Raw genomic sequence first — 16150 nt, forward strand, 5'->3', positions numbered from 1 at the left:
GTGGATGGCCGCGGCAGGCGTCAGCCCGCCGCGCGTTCGATCATGCCGAAGCGGCCCGCCTTGCGGTACCGCACCAGCCAGTCGGGGGCGACCGCGTCGAGCGGAGTCGCCCCGATCCCGAGCGCGGCCAGACCCTCGGCACCGTTGGTGACGACGCTGTCGTGCCCGAGCAGCTTCCACTGGTCGGCCGTGATCGGCGTGCCGGGCAGCGCGGCGAGCAGGCCGCCGAGCGTGTCGGGCAGGGGCGCGAAATGTGGCGCGCGGCCGATGTGGCGCGCGATCCGCTGCTGCAGCTCCAGCATCGTCAGGACTTCCGGCCCGCCCAGTTCGAAGGTGCGACCGCCGAACGTCTCCGGGTCGGCGAGTGCGGTCACGGTTGCGCGCGCGACGTCGCCGACGAACACCGGCTGGAAGCGCGCGTTCGGCTTGAGCACCGGCACCACCGGCAGCCGCGCAATCATGCCGGCGAAGCGGTTCACGAACTGGTCTTCGCGCCCGAACACGGTCGAGGGGCGCAGGATCGTCGCGGACGGGCAGGCGGCGCGCACCGCCTCCTCGCCCTTGCCCTTGGTTTGCGCGTACAGCGAGTCCCCGTTCGCGTCCGCGCCGATCGCGGAGACGTGGACCAGCGACGCGCCGGCCTTCGCCGCCGCTTCCGCGACATGCCGCCCGCCGTCGACGTGCACGCGCGCCAGATTGCCCGCGAACGTGCCGACGAGGTTGACGACCCCGTCCGCGCCATGGACGGCGTTGGCGATCGTCTCCGGCCGGGTCACGTCGACCGCGACGAACTGTGTCTGCCCAAGCCCGCCCTGTGGCTTCAGGAAGAATGCCTGTCGCGGATCGCGCTGCGCGATGCGCACCCGCGCGCCCGCCGACAGCAGCGCCTGCGCGATGTAGCGACCGAGGAACCCCCCGCCGCCGATCAGCGTCACCAGCTTGTTGTCCATGCCGTCCTTCATCCCGAAAGCCCTTTAGCCCGCGCGCGTGCCTTGCCCGCCGTACCGCACGTTGACAAGGTTTAGCGGCTTTCGATGCCGCGCTGCAAAAAAGTGACGGACGCGCGACAAAATCGAGTTGACACCCCCGGCACCCGCCCATAGAGGCACCGGCCTACCCCGTGCCCAGATGGCGGAATTGGTAGACGCACCAGCTTCAGGTGCTGGCGATCGCAAGGTCGTGGAGGTTCGAGTCCTCTTCTGGGCACCATTTTCCAGCACCGAGCTGGGTCCGGTCAGCGTAGCGATTTGTGGTCGTGATGCGGGACCGACGGGCAGCCTCCGGCGCTGCTTCGCTTCTTCAGATGATACGTTGTTGGCGCGGACCAGCCACATTGCTTCGCGCGATCGGACCGGATGCGTGTCGTGCCGGTCCGATGCGTCGCTGGCGGTTGAATGCGTGGCCATGTTGCCTTGGCGATGATGCCCGGCGGCTTCGTCGAGGAAGCTTCTCGGTGAGACATCGCCCTAACCCCTGCCCCTACCCTGAAGGAGAGGGGAGATCCTGAGTTTGGCCTGTTTTTACAGGCAAGGAGGAGAGGCTGGCGCGAGGGAAGACGTAAAATTCGGCTAATTTGCCATTCTTGTCCCGTTATGAAACGTTTGTAGAAAAACGCTGCAGGATCGAAGAGCCAATCAGGTCATTTAGGTTACTAGAAAAGTCCTCATGACAGGTTCTCCGACCAGCTTGCTCGTATCTGGTGGCGAAGATCCACGAGGAACTTCGTGGCTTGTTGAGGGGTGATCCTAAGTGTCGGTGACTCTTTATTCTCCGGCGCCCATTCCCTCCAATGAACACGCCCGCAATGTCGCCGCACGCGAGTCCGGGTTACTTGAGCGCGTGAACGATCCGCGGCTGAACGCCATCGCGATGGCCGCGCGCAAGGTCGTTCATGCCGATTGGGCGGGGGTGGCAGTGATCGTCGACGATCTGCAGGTCGTGGTTGCGTCGTCGGGCGGTCAATTGGGACGATATGACCGCGCCCGATCGATGTCCGCGCATGCGATCGCCATGCCCGACGCCGTCTTTTGCGTGGCCGACACGCTGACCGACGACCGGTTCGGTTCGAACCCGTTCGTGCGCGTCGGCCTCATCCGCTTCTTCGCCGCGGCGCCGATCGTCAATGCCGCGGGGCTGGCGCTGGGCGTGGTGTGCGTTTCCAGCAGGACGCCGCGCGCGCCGGTCGACGAGATCGAGGCGCAGGGGCTGCGGACGCTGGCGATGCGCGTGCTCGAACCGCCCGCCGACGCCGCCTGACTGCGCTCCCCGTACGTCGCTCTCCCGTACGATCAGGCCGCCATCGCCGCGAGTACATCGCTGTCAGAGGCGAGATGATCCTCGATCACGCAGCGGAAGTTCAGTCCGGCGATGCCATGGTCGCTCGGCACCGATGCCTGCGCGACGACCAGCCGGTCGAGCGACTGGACGCGGCCGCCCGGCGCGTCGATCGCGAACGGATGCCGCTCATGGAAGCGGCGCGTCCCGGTGGTGGCGACCACGCGCCCTTCCGGATCGACGATCGAGATCGTGGCGCGCCGCGACGAGCGGTTCATGACGTCGATCAACCGCGCCACCTGACCCTCGAAGTCGTATTCGAGATAGCAGACCCCGATCGTCATGCCCTCCACCACGACCGGCGCGACGAAGATCAGGACCTTGCGGTCGTGTGACCAGGGGTTGGGCCAGACTTCGTCGGTGGACCAGCCGTTCGGCATCGGACCATCCATCGCACCGCGGAACTGCCCGTAATTCTCGAAGCGCACCGTGCGCACCGCAGCATTGTCATGCGCGCACACACCGACCTGGCCATCGGCGGCGACGACGAATGCGTTGAGGAAGTAAGGCGAGAAGCCGAGCAGCGAGCGCATCCGTTCCAGCGCGCGCGCTTCGGCGCGCGCATCGCCGGGCAGCAACAGGCTTTCGCGCACGGCATGGTCGCTCGCCAGGACGCGCACGTCGATCGTGCGGTCGAACAGCGTGCGGGACAATGCGTCGGCGATCGACTGCGCCAACTCACCCAACCGGCCGCCTTCCAGTTCGCGGACCAGATCGGCAGCGATTTCACTGCCCTGATGCAGGCGCCCGAGCAATTCCTCGCGAAAGGCGCGTGACGAACTGCTCGCCTGCGCCGCCAGCGTCTTCACTTCCTGCGCCACGACGCCGAAGCCGCGCCCAGCTTCACCCGATCGCGCCGCCTCGATCGCCGCATTGAGCGCCAACAGCCGCGTCTGTCCCGCAATCGCCTCGGATCGATCCGCGTGAGCGGCCACATCGGCGCTCAGCAGCGACAGCAAAGACCGGATACGGCGCGGCATGACATCTCCCTCGATGGTCGACCCGCATGTAGAAGCACCGGGTTAACCAACGGTATGGAAGCCGCTTTTCAGGATGAAACCGTCGGCGAGCCCGATCAGGCCGGAACGCCGAACAGATCGTGTTCGTCCGCGTCCTCGATGACGACCGGCAGGATGTCGCCGGGGGCGAGATGCCCGGCGTCGCGCAGATGCACCTCGCCGTCGATCTCCGGCGCATCGGCCATCGACCGTCCTGACGCGCCGCCGCTCTCGGCATCGACCGCGTCGACGATCACGTCCAGCCGGCGACCGACCTTGGCGGCGAGCTTCGCCGCGGAAATCGCGGCGGTCTTCTCCATGATCCGCGCGTAGCGTTCTTCCTTGACCGCTTCCGGCACCGGATCGGGGAGCGCATTGGCCGACGCACCCTCGACCGGCTCGAAGCGGAACGCCCCGACGCGGTCGAGTTGCGCCTCGTCGAGCCAGTCGAGCAGATACTGGAAGTCGTCCTCGGTCTCGCCGGGGAAGCCGACCACGAAGGTCGAGCGGATCGCGATATCGGGACAGATATCGCGCCACGCCTTGATCCGGCCGAGCACCTTGGCATCGTTCGCCGGGCGCTTCATTCGCCGCAGCACCGCGGGCGCGGCATGCTGGAAGGGAATGTCGAGATAGGGGAGCACCAACCGCTCCGCCATCAACGGGATCACCTGATCGACATGCGGATATGGGTAGACGTAATGCAGCCGCACCCAGGGTGCGATCCTGCCCAGTTCCCGCGCGAGATCGGTCATGTGCGGGCGGACGTCGGCGCCCTTCCACATCCGCGACTGATCGCGGATGTCGATGCCATAGGCCGAGGTATCCTGGCTGATGACCAGCAATTCCTTCGTCCCCGCCGCGACCAGTTTCTCCGCCTCGCGGAGGATCGCATCGGGACGGCGGCTGACCAGATCGCCGCGCAACGACGGGATGATGCAGAAGGAGCAGCGATGATTGCAGCCCTCCGAAATCTTCAGATAGCTGTAGTGGCGCGGCGTCAGCTTGAGCCCGGCGTCGGGGATCAGGTCGACGAACGGGCTGAGCGATGCCGGCGCGGCGGCATGGACCGCCTCGACCACCTGCTCATATTCATGCGCGCCGGTGATCGCGAGCACGCCCGGAAAGCGCGTGCGGATCGTCTCGGCTTCCTTGCCCATGCAGCCGGTGACGATGACGCGGCCGTTCTCGGCGATCGCCTCGCCGATCGCCTCGAGCGATTCTTCCTTGGCCGAGTCGAGAAAACCGCAGGTGTTGACCAGCACGACATCCGCGCCGGCATAGTCGGCGGACATTTGATAGCCGTCGGCGCGCAGCTGGGTCAGGATCCGTTCGCTGTCGACCAGGTTCTTGGGACAGCCGAGCGAGACCATGCCCACGCGGGGCGGTGAGGGAATTTGCGTTGCCATGGGATCGTCCGCACATAATGCGCGACGACGCGATTTGCCAGTGGCGGCGGCACGCGCGATAGCGACGGCTGTTTCGGCGTAGGGAGGCGAGGATGCTGGCGATCGGATTGATGTCGGGCACGTCGCTGGACGGGATCGACGCCGCGCTGATCGAAACCGACGGGCAGCAGGCGGTTCGGCACGTCGCATTTCGCGGCGAGCCCTATTCGGATGCCGCGCGCGCGCAATTTGCGGAGGCGACCGCGATCGCGCTGACCTATCCCCGCCCGCGCGCCAGCCCGCCGCTGGTGGAGGCGGCGGCGCTCATCACCCGGACCCACGCGCTGGCGGTGCAGAAGCTGTTGCGCGACGCGGGCGCGACGCCCGCGGATATCGGCGTGATCGGCTTTCACGGCCAGACCGTCGCGCATCGCCCCGACCGGCGCTGGACATGGCAGATCGGCGACGGGCAGGTGCTCGCCGACGTCACCGGCATCCGCACCGTCGCGGACTTTCGCAGCGCCGATGTCGCGGCAGGCGGGCAGGGCGCGCCGTTGCTCCCGATCTATCACGCTGCACTTGCCGCCGCGCTGGACGGGCCGGTCGCGATCCTTAACCTCGGGGGTGTCGCGAATGTCACGCTGATCGACGATGGGGCGGCGATCGCCGCCTTCGATACCGGGCCGGCGAACGGCCTTATCGATAGCTGGGTCGAGCAGGAGAGCGGCGCGCGCTTCGACAAGGATGGCGCGCTTGCTGCCGCCGGCCGCATCGACGAGACCGTGCTCGACACGCTGCTCGACCATCCGTTCTTCGATGCGCCTTACCCCAAGTCGCTCGATCGCAACGACTTCACCGTTCAGCCGGCGCGGGGGCTGTCGCCCGCGGACGGTGCGGCGACGCTGACCGCCTTCACGGCGGCGAGCGTCGCTCATGCGCTGACGCTGCTGCCGGTCGCACCGCGGCGGTTGCTGGTGGCGGGCGGCGGTCGCCACAATCCGGCGATGCTGCGGATGATCGCCGAGCGAACCGGCCTGACACCCGAGCCGGTCGACGCACTCGGCTGGCATGGCGACGGGCTGGAGGCGGAGGGTTTCGCCTATATGGCGGTGCGGACCCTGGCGGGGTTGCCGATCAGCTTTCCGGGGACGACCGGCGTGCCGCACGCGATGCCGGGCGGGACGGTGTTCGTGCCCGCCACGAGGTGAGTCGCTCGTCGCTCAGCGATCGAGCGTGACGGTCGCGGGATGGTGGCGGTCGAGGTGCTTCTTGATCCGCTTCAGGTTGCGCGTGTTCGAGCGATAGAAGAAGTCGGCGGCGTCGCCCACGAACGGGATCATGCCCAGCGCCGTATCGAAGCCGACCCGCGCGGTCATGCCCATCAACGCCAGCCGTCCCATGCCAAGATTGCGGGCTTCCCAGACCAGCCACATCCCCATCGCGCCCGCGACGAGATCGCCGACCACCGGTACCAGCCCGACGATCGCGTCCAGACCGACGCGGCGATTAATGCCGGGAATGACGTAAAGCCCCTCCAGCAATCGTTCGACCGCCTCGACGCGACGCCGGACGGCGGCGGGGTCGGTGCCGACGGGCAGGCCGTCGAGAAAGCCGGCGTTCAGCGGCGTGGGACGAGCGTTCATGGAAGATCAATTGGGGTCGGTACGCAGCCGGTTCAATGGGTGCCAGGCGCGCGGATTGGGCTGCCATTGGCGCAAGCGTAGCGCGACGAGCGACCAGCGGAACGGCCGGGCGAGCGGCACGAACGCGACGTCCTGCGTCAGCAATCGGTCGGCGGTCGCCGCGGCCTCGGCACGCTGTGACAGGGTGTCGGCGAGCCGTGCGGCGTCGATCGCGGCGCTTGCTTCGGGGGAGCAAGTGACGCACGCTTCGGCAAGATACCAGCGCGCATTGTCATAGGGCGCGACCCGATCGACGAGACGCAGGTCGGCGGCCGGATCGTCGCGCACGACCCGGACCGGCCTGATGCCGACCGCGTAGAGGTCACGCGCGACATGTGCCCACAGGATCGTCCCGCCCGGGCCGCCGGGCAGCGCGATCCGCACCGTCGGTGCGTCGCCATGCGCCGCGCGCCACGCCGCGACGCGCGTGCGCGCCGCTGCAGGACGTTGCTCGGGCGGTAAGGTCGCCCAAGCCGGAACCATCGGCGGCGCGCCCGAGTCGAGCTGCTCCGGCAGGACGGTTTCGCGCGCCGGCCATTCGCCGGAAATGCTGCCGGTCAGATCGGCGCGATCGATCGCCTGCGCGATCGCACCGCGATTACCGGCGTCGGCAAGGAATCCTTCACGCTTGACGATCGCCAGCCCGAACAGCCCGGCGGCGGGATCGATGCGGACGTTCGCGGGGGCAGGGTTGGCGGCTTGCAGCACCGGCCAGTCGTCGATCGTCCCGCCGCTAACGAGATCGGAATGGCGCTCGACGAAGCGAAGGATCGCCACCGCGGCGCGTTCGCCGCGCAACAGCACATTCTGTTCGGGGGTCGGGCGATCTTCGTCGGGATCGCGATCGGGATCGAGCGCCGGGGTCAGCAGGATGCCGTCGTGCGTGCTGTCACGCCGTCGGAATGGCCCGGCACCGCCGGCCGGCGTGGCGCGAACGAGGGCCATCTCTGGTTGGGCGAAAAGCTTGAGGAGGTCGGGGCGCGGCCTCGCCAGTTCGATCTCGATCACCTCGGGAGTCATTTCGACGATCGAGGCGACGGCGGTCAGGTAGGGCGCGATCTGGTTCGCTGCGCCGCGGGCGATCTGACGGCGGAGCAGGGGGACGATTTCGCGTGCACGCACCGGCGTCCCGTCGCTCCATGCGGCATCGCGGAGGCGAAAGATGTAGCTGCGCCCGTCGTCGATGACGATCCAGCGCTCCGCGATCCCCGCCTCGATCTGTCCGACGGCATCGAACCGGACGAGGCCTTCCGCCAGCGAATCGGTGAGGACGCGGTCGGTAATGGGCAAGTCGCCGCGATCGCGCCCGGCGAGGTGTGGCGTGGTGCCGATCACGCTGACCACCACCGCGCCCACGTCGGCACGGCGCCCGCACGAAACGGTGGTCAGTGCGAGAAAGGTCGCCGCGGTCAGGCGGGTGATGTTGGTGCGGGCGGCGGGACTCGAACCCGCACGCCAATGGCAGAGGATTTTAAGTCCCCAGCGTCTACCGATTCCGCCACGCCCGCGCATCACCGGCCACGAAGCCGTTGCGACGCGCCGCGTCAACCCGTCGCGGGTCGTTGCGTCACGCGACGTTGAGGCGGTGACGCATTTCCTTGCCGGGCTTGAAGAACGGCACGCGCTTGGCATCGACGTCGACGGTTTCGCCGGTGCGCGGGTTGCGTCCGACACGCGCATCGCGCGCACGGGTGGAGAAAGCTCCAAAACCGCGCAATTCCACGCGGCCGTTGGCGGCAAGCCGACCAGTAATCTCATCGAAGAAGGTCGAGACAATGGCCTCAACGTCGCGCTGGGACAGGCCGGGATTGTCCTTCAACAATGCCTGCACCAACTCCGATCGTATCATCGTCCGAGGTTCCTTTTGACCAGGATTAACATCACCCTGACCTGATACATGTAAGTTTGAACCCTCGGTACCTCCGATCTGGCAGCGATTATGCAAAGTGGGTCACCCAACTTATGTTAAGAAAAAGGGGACCGGCCAATGGCCGATCCCCCCGGTTGCCGCAAGGCAGATGCACTTACTTCTTGGTGTCGCGCGCCTTGAGCGCCTCGCCCAGGATGTCGCCCAGCGACGCACCCGAGTCCGACGAACCATATTGCGCCACGGCCTGCTTCTCTTCGGCGATCTGCATCGCCTTGACCGAGAAGGTCGGCTTCTTCGAGCGGTCGAAACCGGTCACCATCGCGTCGAACTTCTGCCCGACCTGGAACCGCTCCGGACGCTGCTCGTCGCGATCGCGGCCGAGGTCGGTGCGCTTGATGAAGCCGGTCGCGCCATCGTCGCCCGCCTGCACTTCGAGGCCCGCGTCGCGGACTTCGAGCACGGTGACGGTGGTGATCTGGTTCTTGCCCAGGCGATCGCCCGCGCCCGCCGCGACCGGACCGCCGCGCTCCAGCTGCTTCATGCCGAGCGAGATGCGCTCCTTCTCGGAGTCGATATCGAGCACCACGGCCTGAACCATCTCACCCTTGCGGTGCAGGTTCAGCGCGTCCTCGCCCGACACGCCCCACGCGATGTCGGACATGTGGACCATGCCGTCGACGTCGTTGTCCAGACCGATGAACAGGCCGAACTCGGTGGCGTTCTTGACTTCGCCCTCGACGGTCGAGCCGATCGGGTGCGCGGCGGCGAACGCCTCCCACGGGTTGCTCTGCGCCTGCTTCAGGCCCAGCGAGATGCGACGCTTGTCCTCGTCGACCTCGAGCACCACCACTTCGACTTCCTGCGAGGTCGAGACGATCTTGCCCGGGTGGACATTCTTCTTGGTCCAGGACATTTCGCTGACGTGAACCAGGCCCTCGATGCCGGCTTCCAGTTCGACGAACGCACCATATTCCGTGATGTTCGTGACGCGGCCCGACAGCTTCGCGCCGACCGGATACTTGGCGGCGGCACCATCCCACGGATCGCTCTCGAGCTGCTTCATGCCCAGCGAGATGCGCTGCGTGTCCTTGTTGATGCGGATGATCTGCACCTTCACGGTGTCGCCGATGTTGATCATCTCGCTCGGGTGGCCGACGCGCTTGTAGCTGAGGTCGGTGACGTGCAGCAGGCCGTCGATGCCGCCCAGGTCGACGAACGCACCGTAATCGGTGATGTTCTTGACGACGCCGTCGATGATCTGGCCTTCATGCAGCGACTGGATCAGGCCCGAACGCTGCTCGGCGCGGGTCTCTTCCAGCACCGCGCGGCGGCTGACGACGATGTTGCCGCGCTTGCGGTCCATCTTCAGGATCTGGAACGGCTGCGGAATGTCCATCAGCGGGGTGACGTCGCGCACCGGGCGGATGTCGACCTGCGAACCCGGCAGGAATGCCACGGCGCCGTTCAGGTCGACGGTGAAGCCACCCTTCACGCGGCCGAAGATCACGCCCTCGACGCGCGCGGTCTTGGCGAATTCCAGCTCCAGCTTGTCCCAGGCGGCTTCGCGGCGCGCGCGGTCGCGCGACAGCATCGCTTCGCCGTGCATGTTCTCGACGCGGTCGACGTACACTTCGACTTCGTCACCGACCTTCAGGTCGGCCTTTTGGCCCGGCGCGGGCGCGAATTCGCGCAGCGGCACGCGGCCTTCGCTCTTCAGGCCGACGTCGATGACGACCAGGTCGTTCTCGATGGCGGTAACGGTGCCCAGCACCACGCGGCCCTCGAAGCTGTCGGCGCCGCCGAACATGTCATCGAGCATCGCCGCGAATTCATCACGCGAGGGAGTTGCCACAGAGGCCATAAAAGAAACTGTCCTATGTCGTTTTCCGGCCAGGCGGTTGGGTCCGCCGGTCTTGGCCATCACCGTCGCACCGGCCCCGTGCCGTGTACGACATCCGAACGATCTGGGGCGCGGCGGGGGCTATTCGCGGATGTGCGAAAAGGCGCGAGGGGCAAGCCATCGCGCCGCGCCTCCGCGAGCCACAGCCCGCCGGACCGCCGCGCCCTAGCCGAAAAGTCCTTGGCAAGCAAGGTTGACAAACCTTGCCAATGAACGATGATGACGAGCATGGCTACGATGAACATTTCGCTCCCCGATGCCATGAAGGACTGGGTCGAGCAGCAGGCGGCGACCGGCCGCTACAGCAATTCCAGCGACGTCGTGCGCGACCTGATCCGGCGCGAACAGGTCCGCGCGGAGAAGATCGCGAACATGCAGCGACTAGTGGACGAGGCGCGGGCGAGTGGGGTCGATCCGCGGTCGGTCGACGAGATTATGGCGGACATACGCGCCAAGGCATTGGAGGCGGTCGCTGGCTCGGTTCACGCTAAGGCGTAGAGCAACGCTTGATCTGGAAGCGATCTACCTCCGCGGCGTCGAGCAATTCGGCAACGAACAGGCGGAACGCTATGCAGCGGGGTTCTGGCAGACCATCGATTTCCTCAGTCGTTTTCCGCGCGCCGCGCGGCTCCGGGAGGAGGTGGATCCGCCGGTTCGTGCCTATCCCTACCGCGCGCACCTGATCGTTTATGACGTCGACGAAGATGGGATCGTCATCTTGCGCATTCGTCACGCTCGTGAAGATTGGCGGGACACATAGGCTCTAACGCTGCGTCCGCGCATCCACCAGCGCGATCGCGCGCGATACGGCGGCCTCGATCGACAGAAAGCTCGTATCCAGTTCCATCGCATCCGCTGCCGCGACCAGCGGTGCAGTCGAACGCGAGCTGTCGCGATCGTCGCGCGTGCGAATGTCGGACAGCACCTGATCGTAGCTGATCGCGCTGCCGCGCTTGTGTAGCTCGTCGTGGCGGCGGCGCGCGCGGATCGTCGGCGTGGCGCGCACGAACAATTTGGCGTCGGCGTCGGGGGCGATCACCGTGCCGATATCGCGTCCGTCGAGCACCGCGCCGCCGGGCTGGTGCGCGAAGCGCCGCTGCCGCTGGAGCAGGGCCGCCCGCACCAGCGGATGCGCCGACACGATCGAGGCGATCTGCCCGGTGGCATCGTCGCGCAGGACCGGATCGCCGAGCAGATGATCGTCGAAGTCGCATGCCGCGATGGCATCGGCCTCGACCGCCGGATCGAGATCGAGCCGTGTCACCTGGGCCGCGACCGCGCGGTACAGCAGCCCGGTATCGAGATGCGGGATGCCATAATGACTCGCCAGCGCGCGGGCGATCGTACCCTTGCCCGATGCGGCGGGCCCGTCGACCGCGACGATCATGCGCCGGCTCCCGACAAGTGTGCGAGTTGCTCATAGAAGGCCGGGTAGCTGGTCGCGACCGGCGCGACGTCGTCGATCGTCACCGGCTGGCGCGCGTGCAGCCCGGCGACGGTCATGCTCATCGCGATACGATGATCGAGCTTCGTCTCCACCGATCCGCCGCCCGCGATCTTCTCGCCGCCCGATCCATGGACGGTCAGCCCATCCTCATGCTCGTCGGTCGCGACGCCGTTCACCGACAGTGCGGCGCGCATCGCGGCGATCCGGTCGCTTTCCTTGACGCGCAATTCCTCGGCCCCGCGCGCCACCGTCGCGCCCTCGGCAAAAGCGGCGGCGACGAACAGCGCCGGATATTCGTCGATCATCGACGGCGCGAGATCGTGCGGCACCACGATCCCGGCCAGCGTCGCATGCCGGACGCGCAGATCGGCGACCGGCTCTCCGCCGACGACACGCGCATCGAGCTCGGTGATGTCCGCGCCCATCATCCGCAGCGCAGTCAGCAGCCCGGCGCGCGTCGGATTGAGCCCGACATTCTCGATCACCACGTCGCTGCCCGGCACGATCGACGCCGCGACCATCCAGAACGCCGCCGAGGACGGATCGCCCGGCACGACGATCGATTGCGGCTTCAGCTCCGCCTCGCCGGTCAGCGAGATCACGCGCCCGCGCGGCCCCTGTTCGACGGTCAGCTGCGCACCGAAGCCGGCCAGCATCCGCTCGCTATGGTCGCGTGTCGGCACCGGCTCGATCACGCGCGTGATGCCCGGCGTGTTGAGCGCGGCGAGCAGCACCGCCGATTTCACCTGCGCGGAGGCGACCGGCAGCTCGTATTCGATCGGCACCGCCGGGCAGGCGCCGCGCACCATCAGCGGCAGCCGCGTCCCCGGCGACGCCTCGAACGACGCGCCCATCTGCGCCAGCGGCACCGTGACGCGCGCCATCGGGCGCGCGGATAGCGAGGCATCGCCCGTGAAGGTCGCGGTAATCGGATGGCTGGCGACCAGCCCCATCAGCAGCCGCGTCGAGGTGCCCGAATTGCCCATCTCCAGCGCCTGCGTCGGCTGGAGCAGGCCGCCGACCCCGACCCCGTGAATGCGCCAGATGCCGTCGTCACCGCGCTCGATCGTCGCGCCCATCGCGCGCATCGCCGCGGCGGTGGCGAGCACGTCTTCGCCCTCCAGCAAGCCTTCGACGCGGCTTTCGCCGACCGCCAGCGCAGACAGCATCAGCGAGCGGTGGCTGATCGACTTGTCGCCGGGAACGCGGATCCGTCCTGCCAGCCGCGCGGGCGAGGGGACGGTGAACGGAGCGGGGGAGGAGGAATGCGCCATGCGCGCCGCGCCTTGCCAGCCGCCTTGCGCTATGGCAAGGCACGCGCCACTTCACAGGGCGACCTGTTTGATCCACCCATCCGAAAGGCTTTTCACGGCATGATCCAGCCGGAATGGGGCACGAAGCGTACGTGCCCGAAATGCGCGACGCGTTTCTACGACCTCCAGAAGGACGAGCCCGTCACCTGCATCAACTGCGGTTATGCATGGCAGCCGGAGCCGATCCTGAAGTCCAAGCAGCCGCTGCCGTTCGAGGCCGCCAAGCCCGACAAGGAGAAGGTCGACTCCGATCTGGCCGGTGACGACGAGGATCTGGACACCGGTGAAGACGAGGAGCCCTCGCCCGACGACGAGGTCGATCTCGGCGGCGACGATGATCTGGGCGTCGAAACCAGCAACGAAGACGACGACAACAACTGACCTTCCAAAAAGCTTGGCGAGCGGTGAAATTGCCGCTTGCCAAGCCGGCATCCCCCGGTTAGTGGGCTGCCTCCCGGACGGAATGGGGCCGTAGCTCAGCTGGGAGAGCGTCGCAATGGCATTGCGAAGGTCAGGGGTTCGATCCCCCTCGGCTCCACCATTTCCGTCCTGACAGGCACGCGCGCCCGTCCAGGCGCATCTCATCTTATCCCCAGGGCGAAGCAGGGCGATCGATCGCCGGCTGCCCGTTCGGCGCGTCCGTCGCATCGGAGTCGGAGGACGGGGCGGGCTTTGCGATTGGGGCTGCCCTTTTACCTCTGCGCAACGATCCTTGGTCTATCGTTCACCACGCCGTTGAACGGTAGCTGCATCGTTCCCCGGTACCGGTCGCGTCATGGGCGACTTCATGGACCGGGCATTGGGAACCACGACCCTGATCGGCAGGGCGCTGGCGCTGGCGGCTGCGATGACCGGCCTGCCGGTGGACGCGCAGCAGGCCGATAAGGAACCCCCCACGATTGTCGTCGCTGCCAAGCTGACCGCCGACGTCACCGGCGTCGCTGCGGGCGGCGTGGCGCGCGGTGCGCGTTATCTCGACAACCTCGACGTGGTGGCCGACGCCGATCTCGAGCGCATGACAGGCTGGAGGCGGAGCGCGGCGCATGTATCGTTGCTCAACAATTTCGGCGGTCGGCCCAACGATCTCGCCGGCTCGATCCAGGGGATCGACAACGTCGAGGTCGCGAAGACCCGCCTGAAGCTGTACGAGGCATGGGTGGAGAAGGGTGTGGGTGCGTATGTCACGCTCCGCACCGGGCTCTATGACGTCAACAGCGAATTCTACCAGAACGATGCGGCCGGGCTGCTGATCTCGCCGATGTTCGGCGTCGGTTCGGAGCTTGCGTCCACCGGCGTCAACGGCCCGGCGATCTTTCCGTCGACCGCGCTGGCGATGCGGTTCAGGGCGGCGACGCCGAGCGTCTATGCGGCGGTCGCGATCGTCAACGCGCGCGCGGGCACGATCGGCGACGAACACGGCATCGACGTATCCGGGCGTGACGGAGCGCTTCTGATCGGTGAAGTGGGCTGGACCGGGCGCGGCAAGCTGGCGATCGGCGCATGGCATTACACGCGCGAGCAGCCGCGGATCATCCCGCCCGGCGTGACCCTTGCAGACCGGCGGCGCTATTCGGAGGGAGTCTACCTGCTTGCGGAGCGAGGGCTGATCGGCGTCGACGACGGGGGGAGGGGCCGTTACCTGGCCGCCTTCCTCCGGATCGGCGGCTCGGACGGAGTCACGACGCCGTTCGGTGGCGGGTGGCAAAGCGGTATGATGCTGAAGCGGCCGTTCGCTGCCCGTCCGAACGGCGTTTTGTCGCTGGGGATCGGCAGCGGCTTGTTGTCGGGCAATTATCGTCGCAGCACGCCGGTCGATCTGCCGCGCGCCGGTCCCGCCGAGACGATCGTGGAAGCGACCTATCGCGACGACATTACCGCCAACGTCGCGATCCAGCCCGACATCCAGTACGTCATCCATCCGGCCGCCAATCCGCTGATCCGCAGCGCCCTCATTCTGGGCGTGCGACTGACCATCCGCGCTTCGAACGGTCGGTGACCGACGACGGCGGACAGGTCGATCGATCGAACACGAAAAAAAGGCGGCCCCAGCGGGACCGCCTTTCCTTCTGAACCTGTCGGCTGGCGGTGGCCAGCCGACCAAACCGATCAGCGCGAGTAGAACTCGACGACCAGGTTCGGCTCCATCTTCACCGGATAGGGCACTTCGTCGAGCGTCGGCACGCGGACCAGCGTCACCTTGGTGTTGCCGTCCTGCGCGACATAATCGGGCACTTCGCGCTCGGCGAGGTTCTGCGCTTCCATGACCAGCGCCATTTCCTGCGCCTTGCTGCCCAGCGAAATCTCGTCGTTGACCGAGCAGCGGCGCGACGCGACGTTGCACTTCACGCCGTTGACGCGGATGTGGCCGTGGCTGACCAGCTGGCGCGCGGCCCAGATCGTCGGCGCGAACTTGGCGCGATAGACGATGGCGTCGAGGCGACGCTCGAGCAGACCGATCAGGTTCTGCGAGGTGTCGCCCTTCATGCGCGACGCTTCGTCATAGGCGTGACGGAACTGCTTCTCGGTCACGTCGCCGTAATAGCCCTTCAGCTTCTGCTTGGCGCGCAGCTGGATGCCGAAGTCCGACACCTTGCCCTTGCGGCGCTGACCATGCTGGCCGGGGCCGTATTCGCGCTTGTTGACCGGGCTCTTCGGACGGCCCCAGATGTTCTCGCCGAGACGACGGTCGAGCTTGTACTTGGCGCTATGGCGCTTCGACATGAAATAACCTTTTGCAATAAGCGAACAACGTAGGTCCCGGTCTCGCGCCGCATCCCGTGAACGAGATGCAGGCCCGCCGCTTCACCGGGATGCGGGGGCGATTGCGAAGCGGCGCGCCTAGCCGGGCAGGGCGCGCAAGTCAAGCTGGACAGACGCTTCGCCGGTCGCCAAGCAGCGCGGCATGAGCGAGATCCTGCCCGGCCAGCATTGCACCACCATGAGCGAGGTCCGCGCCGGCGTCGACGCGCTCGACCGCGAACTGGTCGCGCTGCTGCGGCGCCGCTTCGACTATATGGATGCCGCCGCGCGGATCAAGCCGACGCGGAGTGCGGTGCGGGACGAAGCGCGCAAGGCACAGGTGATCGCGCAGGCGCGCGACGAGGCGGAGCGGCGCGGCTTGCCCGCCGATGCGGTCGCGGCGATGTGGGAGACGCTGGTCGAGGCGTCGATCGCCTATGAACTGGCGGCGTTCGACGCGCGGTAGCGATCCGGCATAG

At 67.1% G+C, this 16150-nt stretch carries 17 protein-coding genes and 3 tRNA genes; 9 read left to right on the plus strand and 11 right to left on the minus strand.

What is annotated here, in order from left to right:
• Positions 1-20: 20 nt before the first annotated feature.
• On the minus strand, positions 21-950 hold the full coding sequence (locus PGN12_09025) for a complex I NDUFA9 subunit family protein (protein MEH3104034.1): 930 nt from the start codon (positions 948-950) through the stop codon (positions 21-23).
• Positions 951-1122: 172 nt separating this feature from the next.
• Between PGN12_09025 and PGN12_09030 the strand changes: the two genes are divergently transcribed.
• Together PGN12_09030 and PGN12_09035 are read left to right on the plus strand one after the other, a co-directional pair.
• A tRNA-Leu gene (locus tag PGN12_09030) sits at positions 1123-1209 on the plus strand.
• 630 nt (positions 1210-1839) lie between these two features.
• Entirely contained in the window at positions 1840-2256 is a 417-nt protein-coding gene (locus tag PGN12_09035; GenBank protein MEH3104035.1) for a GAF domain-containing protein, read from the plus strand.
• Between the two features lie 32 nt (positions 2257-2288).
• Here PGN12_09035 and PGN12_09040 read toward each other — a convergent pair whose 3' ends face one another.
• Positions 2289-3314, minus strand: a complete 1026-nt coding sequence (locus PGN12_09040; protein MEH3104036.1) for a methyl-accepting chemotaxis protein — start codon at positions 3312-3314, stop codon at positions 2289-2291.
• Positions 3315-3409: 95 nt separating this feature from the next.
• A complete protein-coding gene (gene rimO, locus PGN12_09045) occupies positions 3410-4741 on the minus strand; it encodes a 30S ribosomal protein S12 methylthiotransferase RimO (GenBank protein MEH3104037.1) in 1332 nt (443 codons plus the stop codon).
• Between the two features lie 92 nt (positions 4742-4833).
• On the opposite strand from rimO, the gene PGN12_09050 reads away from it, so the two are divergent.
• A complete protein-coding gene (locus PGN12_09050) occupies positions 4834-5928 on the plus strand; it encodes an anhydro-N-acetylmuramic acid kinase (GenBank protein ID MEH3104038.1) in 1095 nt (364 codons plus the stop codon).
• A gap of 12 nt (positions 5929-5940) precedes the next feature.
• On the opposite strand, the gene PGN12_09055 is transcribed toward PGN12_09050, so the two are convergent.
• From PGN12_09055 to rpsA, 5 genes are all read right to left on the minus strand, one after another.
• The gene (locus PGN12_09055) at positions 5941-6363 is read right to left on the minus strand and encodes a DUF4112 domain-containing protein (GenBank protein MEH3104039.1); all 423 of its coding nucleotides are present in this window, start codon (positions 6361-6363) and stop codon (positions 5941-5943) included.
• A 6-nt stretch (positions 6364-6369) separates the two neighbouring features.
• Positions 6370-7758, minus strand: coding sequence for an ABC transporter substrate-binding protein (locus PGN12_09060; protein ID MEH3104040.1), 1389 nt, complete (start codon positions 7756-7758; stop codon positions 6370-6372).
• A 68-nt stretch (positions 7759-7826) separates the two neighbouring features.
• Positions 7827-7910: transfer RNA gene (locus PGN12_09065), tRNA-Leu, on the minus strand.
• Between the two features lie 59 nt (positions 7911-7969).
• Positions 7970-8251, minus strand: coding sequence for an integration host factor subunit beta (locus PGN12_09070; protein ID MEH3104041.1), 282 nt, complete (start codon positions 8249-8251; stop codon positions 7970-7972).
• Positions 8252-8426: 175 nt separating this feature from the next.
• Positions 8427-10133 carry a 30S ribosomal protein S1 gene (gene rpsA / locus PGN12_09075; protein ID MEH3104042.1) on the minus strand — a complete coding sequence of 569 codons (1707 nt, stop codon included), beginning with the start codon at positions 10131-10133 and terminating at the stop codon, positions 8427-8429.
• Positions 10134-10400: 267 nt separating this feature from the next.
• On the opposite strand from rpsA, the gene PGN12_09080 reads away from it, so the two are divergent.
• Together PGN12_09080 and PGN12_09085 are read left to right on the plus strand one after the other, a co-directional pair.
• Positions 10401-10670: a type II toxin-antitoxin system ParD family antitoxin gene (locus PGN12_09080; GenBank protein MEH3104043.1), complete on the plus strand. Its 270-nt coding sequence runs from the start codon at positions 10401-10403 to the stop codon at positions 10668-10670.
• Positions 10576-10932 (plus strand): type II toxin-antitoxin system RelE/ParE family toxin, encoded by a 357-nt coding sequence (locus PGN12_09085; GenBank protein ID MEH3104044.1) that lies wholly within the window; start codon positions 10576-10578, stop codon positions 10930-10932. The genes PGN12_09080 and PGN12_09085 overlap by 95 nt, the downstream gene beginning before the upstream one ends.
• Positions 10933-10935: 3 nt before the next feature.
• Here the strand turns inward: PGN12_09085 and PGN12_09090 are convergent, their stop codons facing one another.
• Both PGN12_09090 and aroA read right to left on the minus strand, forming a co-directional pair.
• Positions 10936-11559, minus strand: coding sequence for a d(CMP) kinase (locus PGN12_09090; protein ID MEH3104045.1), 624 nt, complete (start codon positions 11557-11559; stop codon positions 10936-10938).
• Positions 11556-12893, minus strand: coding sequence for a 3-phosphoshikimate 1-carboxyvinyltransferase (gene aroA, locus PGN12_09095; protein ID MEH3104046.1), 1338 nt, complete (start codon positions 12891-12893; stop codon positions 11556-11558). Before aroA ends, PGN12_09090 begins: the two co-directional genes overlap by 4 nt.
• Before the next feature lie 99 nt (positions 12894-12992).
• On the opposite strand from aroA, the gene PGN12_09100 reads away from it, so the two are divergent.
• The 3 genes from PGN12_09100 (at position 12993) to PGN12_09110 (ending at position 14928) form a co-directional block, all read left to right on the plus strand.
• Positions 12993-13313, plus strand: a complete 321-nt coding sequence (locus tag PGN12_09100; protein MEH3104047.1) for an FYDLN acid domain-containing protein — start codon at positions 12993-12995, stop codon at positions 13311-13313.
• An 84-nt stretch (positions 13314-13397) separates the two neighbouring features.
• Positions 13398-13473, plus strand: a tRNA-Ala gene (locus tag PGN12_09105).
• Positions 13474-13731: 258 nt separating this feature from the next.
• On the plus strand, positions 13732-14928 hold the full coding sequence (locus tag PGN12_09110; GenBank protein MEH3104048.1) for a carbohydrate porin: 1197 nt from the start codon (positions 13732-13734) through the stop codon (positions 14926-14928).
• Between the two features lie 110 nt (positions 14929-15038).
• Here the strand turns inward: PGN12_09110 and rpsD are convergent, their stop codons facing one another.
• The gene (gene rpsD / locus PGN12_09115) at positions 15039-15653 is read right to left on the minus strand and encodes a 30S ribosomal protein S4 (protein MEH3104049.1); all 615 of its coding nucleotides are present in this window, start codon (positions 15651-15653) and stop codon (positions 15039-15041) included.
• A gap of 181 nt (positions 15654-15834) precedes the next feature.
• On the opposite strand from rpsD, the gene PGN12_09120 reads away from it, so the two are divergent.
• Positions 15835-16137, plus strand: a complete 303-nt coding sequence (locus PGN12_09120) for a chorismate mutase (GenBank protein ID MEH3104050.1) — start codon at positions 15835-15837, stop codon at positions 16135-16137.
• Positions 16138-16150 lie beyond the last annotated feature (13 nt).

Source organism: Sphingomonas phyllosphaerae (assembly GCA_036946405.1).
GTDB classification, from domain to species: Bacteria; Pseudomonadota; Alphaproteobacteria; order Sphingomonadales; family Sphingomonadaceae; genus Sphingomonas; species Sphingomonas phyllosphaerae_D.